We start from the raw sequence: 11,296 nt of genomic DNA, 5'->3' as shown, positions 1-11,296 counted from the left end.
TCCCTTTAGGCCTCGAGCACGCTTTTTTTGCCCCAGAGGCCGCGCGCGCGGAACGTCACGACGGCCACGAGCAAGATGTACATCGACAACAGCGACCATTCGGACGCGTAGGCGCCGGCAAGGCCGACACACAGTCCGACCAAAAGACCCGCCACGACCGCACCCCAAAAGCTGCCGACGCCCCCGAGCACGATCACCAGGAACGCAGGAATGACCGCATCGACGCCCATATGCGGGCGAATGCCCCAGATCGGCGCGACGATGATGCCCGCGATCGCGGCCAGCATCGTGCCGAACACGAAGACCAGCATCCGCAACCGCGACAGGTTGATGCCGAGCGCGCGAACGATCTCGCTGTCATGCGCGCCGGCCTTGACGGTCGCACCGAACGAGGTCTTTTCGATCAACAGCCAGACCAGGCCGATGACCCCGGCCGCGATGCCCGCTGCGTAGAAGCGATAGGTCGACCAGATCAGGTCGCCGAACAGGAAGCCGCCGTTGATGGCGGACGGCACCTGCAGCACGTAGTCGCGCGTGCCCCACACCAGGCGGATCATCTCTTCGATCACCATCGCGGCGCCGAAGGTCAGGAGCAGCCCGTAGAGCGGATCCTTGCCGTAAGTGCGCCGCATGCAGAGCTCGATCAGCATGCCGACCAGACTCACGATCACGGGAGCAATGATCAACGTCGCCGCATAGCGCCAGCCGAGCGGCAGCGCGAGCCACGCTTTCGCAAGTTCCATCGGCAATGGAGGGCGCGGCCCCGTGAGCTGCATGGCGACATAAGCCCCGAGCGCGAACAGGGAGCCGTGCGCGAGGTTGATCTGCTCCATCAGCCCGACGATGAGCATGAAGCCGAGTGCGATCAGCGCGAACAACAGGCCGAGCGTCAGGCCGTTGAGGAGATGCGGAAGAAGGTCGAACAAGGTTTTTGGCTCTCGCAACTGGCATGTGTCATCCGGGAGGCTGACGGTCCCGGAGGCGCGGCGCGCGAGATGCGCGCCGCTCGTTCTGCGATGTGACGCACCGTCTCTAGGAGTCGACGGTCGGCACCTGCTCGTAGGGGGTGAGCTTGCACTTGCCGGGTGCCGCATCATCGGCGGCCGATTTCGGCTCCGTCCAGCTGATGATCTCGAACAGATCGGTATTGTCGACCGGCTTGGCGTTGCGCCGCGCCAGATAGATCGTCTGCTGCATCTGGTGCGTCATCGGATCCATGTAGGCGTCGAAATGCTGCATGCGATCGGTCGCCGAGACCTTCAGGTTCTCGAGCTCCTTGATGATCTTGACGTTGTTGGTCGACCCTGCCCGCTCGATCGCACGGAGCAGTTCGCGCGTGGACATGTAGCCGTTGTAGGAGACGTTGCCCGGCACCGGGATCGGGCCGTCCTTGTTGGCGGCCTGCCACTTCTTGACGAATTCGGCGACGCCGGGCAGCGGCAGCTTGTGATACCAAGTGGTGCCGAACACGCCGAACAGGCTGTCAGGCGCACCCCATACGTCGGGCCAGTCCTGCTGGTTGTTGATCCAGGCCGGCTTGCCGTCGAGCTTGAGCTGCGCCACCTGCTCGCGCAATGCCTTGATATCGTCGCCGCCAACTGCGGTCGCCACAACATCGGGCTTGGCCTGCTGGATCTTCAGCAGATAGGCAGTAAAGTCGCGCGTGTTCTGCGGCACCAGCAGATTGTCGAGGATCTTGCCACCGGCGCTCTCGACCTGCGTCCTGGTCGCGGCAGACGTCGTGTGACCCCAGACATAGTCGTTGGTCAGCAGCATCCAGTTCTTGCCGATGGAGTCCACCGCGTTCTTGACCGACGCCTTGGAAAAATTGGTGCCGTTGCCGTCCCATACGAATTTCACGCGCGAGCAGTTCTCCCCGGCTTCGCTGGGCGCGGAGGAATTGGTGTTCATGTAGATCACACCATATTTGCTGGCGACCTGCGTGATCGCGTTGGCGACGCCCGAATGCAGCGCGCCGATCAGGATGGTGCAGTCCTCGCGAGTGATGAAACGTTCCGCGACGCGGCTGCCCGTGGCTGGCGTCGTCTCGGTGTCCGCCGTGATGAAAGTGACCTGGCGCCCGAGTACGCCCCCTTTGGCGTTGATCTCGTCGATCGCCATCTTGATGCCGCGGAAATCATCCTGGCCGCTGTTGCCGTATTGACCGCTGGCATCGCAGGTCAGGCCCAGCTTGATCGGTTTCGCGCCTTGCGCCCAGGCATGATTCTCCCGCCACGGCCCAAAGAAGCTTCCGGTGCCGCCGATGACACTCGCCATCAAGCCGCCCTTCAGAACGCTTCGCCGTGAGATCTGACGCCCTCTCATCGTGTCCTCCCGTTTCCGAAGTCTTTTGCTTCTTGTGGGATTAGAATATTCATTCCATATGTTATGTAAAGTAGAATATTTGATCCAAATGGTGAAATGCCGTTAAACAGGCGGCCGATCCGGAGATCCGACTCGATGAACAAGGCGGCTGGCGCCATGACTTATGACGAACTGCGCGGCGCGATCGCGCAGCGGCACCGGGCACTGTCCGGCCGGTTACAGCAGATCGCGGAGTTCGTGCTCGATCACCCGACTGATGTCGCACTCGGCACCGTGGCCGAGGTGGCGCAGCGCTCAGGGGTGCCGCCGTCGGCGATCGTTCGCTTCGCGCATGCGCTCGGGTTCGGCGGCTTCACCGAGATGCAGCAGGTGTTCCGCTCCCGTCTCGTCGCCGGCGTCGCGCCAAGCTACAAGGCGCGCCTCGCCCGCATGAAGAGCCAGGAGAAGTCAGTGCTCGGCCGCCAGCCGGCCGCGGTCTTGTCGCGTTTCGTGTCCGAAGCGCAATCATCGCTGGTCACGCTCAGCCAATCCGTCCATGCGCGCGAACTCGACGCCGCAACCGCGATCCTTGCCAAGGCACGTGACATCTATCTGCTCGGCCTGGGCGGCTCGTTCCCGGTTGCGATCCACCTCGCCTACGTGCTGCGCAAGCTCGGACGGCGCGTCGTCCTGCTCGACGGCCTTGGCGGCAGCATCCACGAGCAGTCGCACGCGGCGACATCAGACGACGCGCTGGTCGCGATCAGCTTCCGAAATTACTATCCGGATACGGCGCGCTTGTTTCCTGAACTCGTCGCGCGGGGCGTGCCCACGATTTCCATCACCGACAGCCTTTTGAGCCCGATCGTCGAGGGCGCGAGCGTCGTGTTCGAGATCCAGGACATGCCTGAGCCCGCGCTGCGTACGCTTGTCGCACCGATGTGCCTCGTGCAGGCGTTGGCGATCGGCCTCGACCTCGCCGCAGACTGACATTCACAACAGGAACAAGATCATGACATCGCATGACACCAACAAGCTTCTGGCAGGCAAAGTTGCACTGGTGACCGGCGCGGGACGCGGGCTCGGCCGCGCTTTTGCAGAGAAGCTTGCCGCGCTCGGCGCTGACGTCGCTATCCACGGCATGCGCGAGAACGGGCCGGCCGAGTATGGCGAGGGCACCACCCTCACCGCGGTCGCCGTCGAGATCGGCCGCGAATTCGGCGTTCGCAGCCAGCGCGTGCTCGGCGATCTCACCAAGGGCGAGGACATCGCACGCGTCATCGCGGAGACCGAAGCGGCACTCGGCCCGATCGACATTCTCGTGCACAATGCCGGGGGCGATATCGCGGCCGGCGGCGGCAAGCCCGATCCGAACGATGCGGTGAATATCAAGGAGGCCGACGTGCGCGCGGTGCTGGAGCGCAATCTGCTCTCCACCATCCTGACATGCCAGGCGGTCGCGCGCGGCATGATGGAGCGCCGACGCGGCCGCATCGTGACGCTTGGCTCCGTCGCCGCTTTCAAGGGACGTACCCAAGGCTCGATCTATGCGGTCTCGAAGGCCGGCGTGACCCATTACACGCGATGCCTGGCCGACCAGCTCCGCCCCTACGACGTCGCCGTCAACTGCATCGCGCCCGGAGATACCCGCACCGGCCGCTTCCTCGGAACGCGTGCAGTCGACCCCGACAGAATGGTCGAGACCGGCACGCTCGACCGGATCGCAACCGTCGACGAGGTCGCGCGCGTTGTCGAATTCTTCGCAGGGCCCATAGGCGCCTTCGTTTCCGGTCAGGTGCTGCGGATCGACGGCGGCGGGCAGTGCTGGCCGGGCTAAAACGCACGCGCGAAGCGAAACAGAAAAGGGCCGCTGCAAGCGGCCCTTTGCGTGATCTCGAATTGACTGAGCCTAGTCCACGCGCGCCAGCACCGCGAGCTTGCGGATGCCTTTGTTGCGGTAGGCGTCGAGGAACGCGTAATAATCCTTGAACGACACGCAGCCGTTGGAATCGCCGTTGGGCCCGAGCATGAAGGTATGCGCGAGCAGGCCGTCGCGGCCGTAGATCGCGCTCACCGCCAATCGGGGTCAGGCGCAGCGCAGGCACGCCGTGAAACAGCGCCTCGCGCGGTTTCAGCGTGTAGATATGCGGCGGCGTCACACCGCGCATGCGGACGCGCGAGGAGCGCGGGTCGTCGAGGTTGGAACCGAGGCCGGAATGCGCCTCGAGCTTGGTGCCGTCGGGCAAGTAAACCGTTTTAGCGGAGATGTCGTAGACCGCGGTGTCACGCTCATAGGGCGCCGAACCGCCGAGCATGGGGTTCTGCTCCTCGGCGCGATGGAGGCGGTCACGCTGGCGTCGGCCGAGGCATAGGCGAGCAGCCCACCGGACGGCTCGCGCTTGCCCCAGAGCTTTTCCACCATCGACTGGCGCGGTCCGGTAATCGACATCACCGCAGCCTTGGCGCGATCGGCAATCGATTTTGGCTTCGCCTCAGGCGCCGGCACGATCTCGGCCGGATCTGCCGAGGCAAGCTGCAGCGGCGCGTCAGCGCCGCGCTTGGACTTCGCAGCGTCAGCGATCTTGGCGGGACCTGGCTTCAGGACTTCCGCGACCCTCGCGATCACGCTCGGCTTCGGCGCGTCCTTGGCTTCGGCGACCTTGGTTGCGGGCGCGGCGCTGGCCGCATTCGATGTCACGCCTTGGGTCGCAGCCGCGGCAAAGCGATCGTTGAACATCTCGCGCGAGATCGGCGCTGCCACCTGCAACCGGTCGGGCAAGAGCGCAAAGGCGTCCTTGACGGCCTCACCGGCCTCGCGCAGCGCGACCCTGGGCGCCCGCTTGATCACGGGCTCGTCGTAGCCGCTGCTGCCGACGGTCGGATAGACGCTGGCGGCAAAGATGTTGCTGTAGATGGTCCAGCCGGCGCCAAGCACGACGCAGCCGATCACGGCGGCGCCAAGCACGTTTTGGGTGGTCATTTTCCGGGAAGGCTTCCGATAGGAATTGCTCGAGAATCCTTTGGACCTTCGTGCCGCGATGCCTTGCGCAGCGATACTCGTACTCATTCGCCTTGCGTCCAGAACGGTGTCACTCGGTCCCCCTTCGAAGCGCCGCTGGTCACGATCCGGGAACAGCATCTCGCAGAGGGTCGGAGCGTCATTAAGGCCACTTTTAGTTAAATGCGGATTAAGTTCGGGCGGATGTGAGGCAACCCGTTCGGGTGTCCCATTTCGAGAAAAAAGCCCGCAGAACTACGAACTTAAGGGCGTCTGTTAACTATAATTCTCGGCGGGATTGGCGTTGCCGGCGACCGTCTCCGGCCGCATCTCTAAGGCCATCCAACCAAGTCGTTTTCGTGGTGTTCAATACCCGGAAGATAGCGGGGAAGCGTTGCGCGAGGCTGGTGCGCAAGCACCCTCTGCTCCGCAGCCGCAGCGCGGTTGTCAGCAGCTACACCGCGCACGCGAGCAGGTGCCCTGACCGAAAGTTGATCGCACCGCACTGGAAAAGGCCGCAGCGAGAAAATAGCTACGGCAACCGGCACTTTTCAGCAGCCTCTGCGTGTGATACGGTACCGTATCAAGATCGCCTTGAACTGTGCCGAGCACGCAAACGGAGGCTGGCATGAGAGAGTTCGTGCGCGCAGGGTTTTTCGCTCTGGCGGGGTCGTTTCTGTTGATCGGACACGCGATTGCCCAGCCTGCCGCCAATGTGGGCTGCACGGCGACGCCATCTGCTGCCGGTACGCAGACCTGGCGCTGCGACAACGGCATCACGATCGTTGCCGAAAGCGGTGCCAGATTTGAACTTAAGGACGCTAACCGCGACGGACATATAGACTCGGTGGAGTTGAGCAGCAAAGCGCTGCTGGTCGAGGTGCCCAAGAAGCCCGGCGGCAATCCCTTCAAGGTGCTGACGCCGCAGGCGATCGCCGCGGTGCGCGGCACGAAATGGGCGGTCGATGTCGCAGAGGCCAAGACCTCCGTCTTCGTGGCTGACGGCCGTGTCGGCGTGAGCCGCAGGAATGGTGGGCGCAGCGTGGTATTAGACCGTGGCCAAGGCGTCGACGTGGAAGCCACAGGCCCGTTGACGGTCAAGACATGGGGCCAGCCGCGCGTCGACGCGTTGATGGCAAGACTTGGTCAGTAAGACTTGGCCAATGGTTCGGGTCACCTGGGCGCGGCGAACAGCATTTGGACGATAGAGAAATTGCAACACGACCACATGAGTAGCCGACGCGTTCAGATCCTGGTGGCACTCGTCCTCACCGCACTGTGGGGCGCGGGCATCTATGCCGGTCACGCCAACGGTCATCTGCGGTTTCTCGATCGCCTCGAGGCGACGCTGGCGGATTGGCGGACGCAGGTCCGCGGCGTGCGGGTTCCGCCCGATCTCGTCACCATCGTCGCGATCGACGACACCGTCGTGAAGCGCGGCGGCAGCTATCCGCTGCCGCGCGCCGATCTCGCCCGCGTCGTCGACACCATCGTGCAGTTCAAGCCGAAGGTCGTCGCGATCGACCTGCTGCTGGTCGATCGCAGCGCTGCGATCGGCGACGCTACGCTGGCAAATACGCTGGCTACGGGTCCCATCGTCCTTGCCGCCGCAGCGATCTTCCCGTCCGCCAGCGAGACCGTGGAGACCAGCGGCCAAGGCCCCCTCGCCGCCCTGCCGCAGGCCGAGCGCTTCCTGCTGCCCTTGCCGGCGTTCGCCGATCATGCCGAAGTCGGCGTCGTCAATGTTGCGACCGGACAATCGGGCTCACCGCTCTCGGTGCCGATGCTGTTCCGGACGAGCGACAAGGTCGAGCTGTCCTTTCCGTTGCGGGTCGCGGCGCGCGCGCTCGACAAGTCGCTGACGATCGCGCCGGACCATCTGATGCTCGGCGACCGCGCGGTGCCCACCGATACCGACTTCGCGTTACCGATCACCTATTACGGCCCGCGCCGGACCATCCGCACCGTCAGCGCACAGAGCATCTTCGACGGCACGTTAAGTCGCGCGGCGATCGAGAACCGGATCGTCGTGATCGGGGCCTCGGTCGCCGGCGGCGGTGATTTTTTCCCAACACCGTTCGATCTTCTAATGCCCGGCGTCGAAGTGGTCTCCACCGCGATCACCCATCTCGTCGCCGGCGACAGCATCGTGCGCGACCGCAAGGTCCACATCGCCGACGCGCTCATCGCGATCCTGTTGCCGATGCTGCTTGTGGGCCTGCTCGCCTGGCGGCGCAGCGCGCTCGGCATCGTCGCGGCGGCCGCGGTGATGATCGCCTGGGCCGGATTCAATCTGTTTGCGTTCACGCACGGCGTCTGGCTGAACGCCGCGACCACGCTCGCCGCAGCCGTGCCGCCGGTTGCGGTCTTTGCCGGCGTGCAATTATGGGCGGGAGGCCGCCGCACGCAATATTTCGCAGCCAAGAGCCGGTCGCTCGCGCAATTCCAGGCGCCGGCCGTGCAGGAGTGGTTGGCGCGCGATCCGAATTTCCTGTCGACACCTGTCCGGCAGGACGCCGCCGTGGTCTTCATCGATCTCTCCGGCTTCACGGCGCTGAGCGAGCGGATCGATCCGGGCGAACTCCAGGACATTCTGAAGGCGTTTCACGCGCTGATCGAGAAGACCGCGGTCGATTGCGGCGGCATGATCAGCGGCTTTCTCGGCGACGGCGCCATGATCCTGTTCGGCCTGCCCGGCGCGATGCCCGACGACGCCGCACGCGCGCTGAAATGCGCGATCGACCTGCACCGCGGCGTCGAACGCTGGATCGCGTCGCTGCCGCCTGCGATCAGGGATCAGCTCGGCTTCAAGATCGGTGCGCATTTCGGCCCGATCGTCGCCTCGCGCCTCGGCGAAAGCCATCAGCACATCACGGCGACGGGCGACACCGTCAACGTCGCGAGCCGGTTGATGGAGGTTGCCGTTCAGAACGGCGCGCGGCTCGCGCTCAGCGATACGCTGCTGGATGCGGCCGACTTTCAGGGCGGTCCCGACGACGTTCTGTCGGGCCCCCTGCTCACGCAGGTCCGCGGCCGCTCCGGCGTCGTGACCGTCTGGTTCTGGCGCGACCAGGACAGGCCGAACCAGGCCGCGACCAAGGCCGAGATGATCGACTGAACCTTCGTCGTCGTTCCGAGGAAGAGCTACCGCGCTTCCGGCGGTGGCGAGCGGTCCAGCACGTCGCCCTTGGCGCCTTCGAGCAGATCGATGCTGTAAGTCTCGATCACGAGCGGGCCGCGCTTGCGCTGCAATTGCGCGACCTGCGTCACCTTCCCAAAGAGGTCGTGGACGGCGGGATGGCCGTCAGAGCGCAGCTCGTCGACATAGATCAGCTTGCCCGCAAGCAGCTTTGGATCCGGCTCGGGCATGTTGGCCCAGCGGATGCGCTGGTTTTGCTGCGCCACGCAGCTGCCGCGCGGCAGATAGAAGGCGAGCCAGCCCGTCGTGCCGTAGTCCGGCGCAAGCACGCAGGACGCGCCATTGCGGACGCGCACCGCTTCGATTTCGGCAGCGAGCTCGCGCCAGCCGACGCCGACGCTGCGCACGGTCGCATCGCGGCGATAGCCGGACAGCCAGCCGGTATTGGCCTGCACGATCAGCGCGGCAAACATCACGATGCCGGTGGGTGCGGCCCAGCGCAGGCAGAAATCCACCAGGCGGCGCTGCCGCGGCTTCCACTGTACGAGATTGGCGGCGGCGGCCGCCGCGATGACGAAGGGCGGATAGACCGGCGCAAACCAGTTGGCCTCGACGCGCGCATGCAGCGAATGCCAGACAAAATAGACGACGATGGTCCAGAACATCGTCTCGATCAGCACGCGCGAGGCCAGCGCGCCGGCCCGGCGCCAGGTCAGCGCGTGCAGCCCCATCGCGCCGAGGATGAACACCAGCGGGGTTGCGAACGCGATCTGGGTCGGGATCAGCTCGGCAATGAAGACCGGACGAAAATCCTCGATCCTGGCGCGCCCGAGCTGCTTTGCGAACGAGACCCATTGATGATCGGCATTCCAGAGAATCACCGGCGAGAACAGCGCCAAGGCAACGAAACCGCCGAGATACGGCCAAGGCGAGAGAAACCAATGCCGCAGTTTCGGCACGGCCGCGATCCAGATCAGGATCGCCAGCCCGAAGAACATCGCGGTGTATTTGGACAGTAGCGCCGCGCCGACGGCTGCGCCGATCGCGAGCCACCAGACGCCGCGGCCGCTCTCCAGCACCTTGGCGAGAAAGAACAGCACGAAGCTGGAGGCAACCAGAAGCGGCGCATCGGGCGTGACGATCAGCGTGCCGACCGAGGCCAGCAGCGTCACGTTGAGCAGGATGGCGCTGGTCGCAGCCACCCGCGCGCCGCCGATCAGGATCGCGGCGGAGCGATAGACCGCATAGCTCATCGGCAGCGCGAGCAGGATCGAGACCACGCGAACGCCGAGTTCGGTGTCGCCCGCGATCAGGGTACCGGCGCGGATGACGTAGGCAACCATCGGCGGGTGGTCGTAATATCCCCCAGCGAGGTTCTGCGACCACATCCAGTAATAGGCTTCGTCGAAGGTGATCGGCGTGACGGCGGCTGCGACGAGCCGCAAGCCGACCAGCGCAAGGATCACCAGCGCGGTATTGCGGACGATCCGCGCATCAGCCCCGCCCATCGTGAGCTATTTCTTGCGCCAGACGAACAGTCCGGACATCGCGTAGTTCCACACCACGCCCATCAGCGCCCCGGCCGCACCCGCAAGCCACCAGATCGGCTCCTGGTCGTAGACCGAGAAGGCGACGCCGACATTGGCCAGCAGGCCGACGCTGCACACGATGTAGAACGCGATCAGGCCGCGCAGCAGCGCAAAGCCCTTCAGCCGCTGGTCGCGATAGGTGAGGAAGTTGTTGAGAACGAAATTGCTGGTCATCGCGACGATGGCGCCGGAGGCCTGCGCTTCCGCGAACGGCTCCTTGAACAGCTCGAGCGATATGAACAGGGTGGTGAGATGCACCACGAGGCCGATCCCGCCGACCATCGCGAACAGCAGGAAACGTAACGAGACAGCATCGTTGGTGAACTTCGCCAGAACGAGGCCGAGAAAATCCAGCGCGACCATGGAATCGAGCTTGCTTTCGCCGTGCTGGCGCTCGCCGAACGTGTAGGGAATTTCGATGGCGCGCAAGGTGCCGTTAGCGCTTGCGACGAGGTCGAGCAGGATCTTGAAGCCGTGCACGGAAAGTTTCGGCGCCAGCTGCTCGAAGCGGTCGCGGCGAACCATGAAGAAGCCGCTCATGGGATCGGCGATCTCGACCCGCAGCGCTTTCCTGGCGAGTTCCGTTGCCAGCGCGCTGGCGCCGGCGCGCTGCTTGTTGAAGCCTTCGCTCTTGTAGCCCTCGATGTAGCGGCTGCCGACCACGAGCTCGGCCTGCCCGCTCGCGAGCAGCGACAGCATCTTCGGCAGTTGCGTCTCGTCGTGCTGGAGGTCGGCGTCGATCACGGCCGCATAGGGCGCGCTGGAGGCCAGGATGCCCTCGATGCAGGCCCCCGACAGGCCGCGGCGGCCGATACGGCGGACACAGCGCACGCGGCTATCGCGCTGGGCCAGCGCGCGCACGACGTCCCAGGTGCCATCAGGCGAATTATCGTCGACGAACACGACCTCCCAGGCGATGCCGGCCAGCACGGCCTCCAGCCGCCGGTACAGCACCGTGACATTGTCGCGTTCGTTGAAGGTCGGGACGACGACCGACAATTCGGGCGCCGGCGAAGCCTTCTGTGGGATGTCGGAGCCCGGTCTGATCGCTTCATTCATGACGGCAGCGTATATCCGCCGCGTCCTGTGCTGCCAAGAACTTGCGCCAGCAAGCCAGGGTTTCTCTGGGGGGCGGCCCCAAAAGGGGCCCAAAATGCCAACGACCCCGGAACGGCGGGCCGCGCGTACATCCGGCGCAGCCTGTGCTATTCCAAGGTCGTTCCAGCGCCGGAGTTTTTCGCTCAACGTCGCCGTTAGAAGCTAAAT

General features: G+C 64.7%; 8 protein-coding genes and 1 pseudogene. 4 read left to right on the top strand and 5 right to left on the bottom strand.

All coding sequences use genetic code 11. The annotated features are described in order from the left end of the window. Positions 1 to 5 precede the first annotated feature (5 nt). Complete coding sequence (locus tag AB3L03_RS31680; protein ID WP_085351081.1) at positions 6 to 926, bottom strand: branched-chain amino acid ABC transporter permease; 921 nt, start codon at positions 924 to 926, stop codon at positions 6 to 8. A gap of 106 nt (positions 927 to 1,032) precedes the next feature. Beyond that, positions 1,033 to 2,325: an ABC transporter substrate-binding protein gene (locus AB3L03_RS31675; RefSeq protein WP_240544041.1), complete on the bottom strand. Its 1,293-nt coding sequence runs from the start codon at positions 2,323 to 2,325 to the stop codon at positions 1,033 to 1,035. 135 nt (positions 2,326 to 2,460) lie between these two features. On the opposite strand from AB3L03_RS31675, the gene AB3L03_RS31670 reads away from it, so the two are divergent. Both AB3L03_RS31670 and AB3L03_RS31665 read left to right on the top strand, forming a co-directional pair. After that, positions 2,461 to 3,294, top strand: coding sequence for a MurR/RpiR family transcriptional regulator (locus tag AB3L03_RS31670; protein ID WP_018455610.1), 834 nt, complete (start codon positions 2,461 to 2,463; stop codon positions 3,292 to 3,294). A 22-nt stretch (positions 3,295 to 3,316) separates the two neighbouring features. Then, positions 3,317 to 4,141: an SDR family NAD(P)-dependent oxidoreductase gene (locus AB3L03_RS31665; protein ID WP_368507669.1), complete on the top strand. Its 825-nt coding sequence runs from the start codon at positions 3,317 to 3,319 to the stop codon at positions 4,139 to 4,141. 72 nt (positions 4,142 to 4,213) lie between these two features. On the opposite strand, the pseudogene AB3L03_RS31660 reads toward AB3L03_RS31665, so the two are convergent. Then, positions 4,214 to 5,284: pseudogene (locus AB3L03_RS31660) on the bottom strand (tlde1 domain-containing protein). Positions 5,285 to 5,930: 646 nt separating this feature from the next. Between AB3L03_RS31660 and AB3L03_RS31655 the strand changes: the two are divergent. Further along, on the top strand, positions 5,931 to 6,455 hold the full coding sequence (locus AB3L03_RS31655) for a FecR domain-containing protein (RefSeq protein WP_026232987.1): 525 nt from the start codon (positions 5,931 to 5,933) through the stop codon (positions 6,453 to 6,455). Between the two features lie 75 nt (positions 6,456 to 6,530). Further along, positions 6,531 to 8,420: a CHASE2 domain-containing protein gene (locus tag AB3L03_RS31650; RefSeq protein ID WP_368507668.1), complete on the top strand. Its 1,890-nt coding sequence runs from the start codon at positions 6,531 to 6,533 to the stop codon at positions 8,418 to 8,420. A 26-nt stretch (positions 8,421 to 8,446) separates the two neighbouring features. Here AB3L03_RS31650 and AB3L03_RS31645 read toward each other — a convergent pair whose 3' ends face one another. Then, complete coding sequence (locus tag AB3L03_RS31645; protein ID WP_368507667.1) at positions 8,447 to 9,949, bottom strand: glycosyltransferase family 39 protein; 1,503 nt, start codon at positions 9,947 to 9,949, stop codon at positions 8,447 to 8,449. Between the two features lie 6 nt (positions 9,950 to 9,955). Beyond that, positions 9,956 to 11,089 carry a glycosyltransferase family 2 protein gene (locus tag AB3L03_RS31640; RefSeq protein WP_085351076.1) on the bottom strand — a complete coding sequence of 378 codons (1,134 nt, stop codon included), beginning with the start codon at positions 11,087 to 11,089 and terminating at the stop codon, positions 9,956 to 9,958. Positions 11,090 to 11,296: the final 207 nt, after the last annotated feature.

This window comes from Bradyrhizobium lupini (assembly GCF_040939785.1).
In the GTDB taxonomy this organism is placed as follows: Bacteria; Pseudomonadota; Alphaproteobacteria; order Rhizobiales; family Xanthobacteraceae; genus Bradyrhizobium; species Bradyrhizobium canariense_D.
The sequence above is the reverse complement of the archived record's forward strand: the minus strand, read 5'-3'. Positions and strand labels throughout refer to the sequence as shown.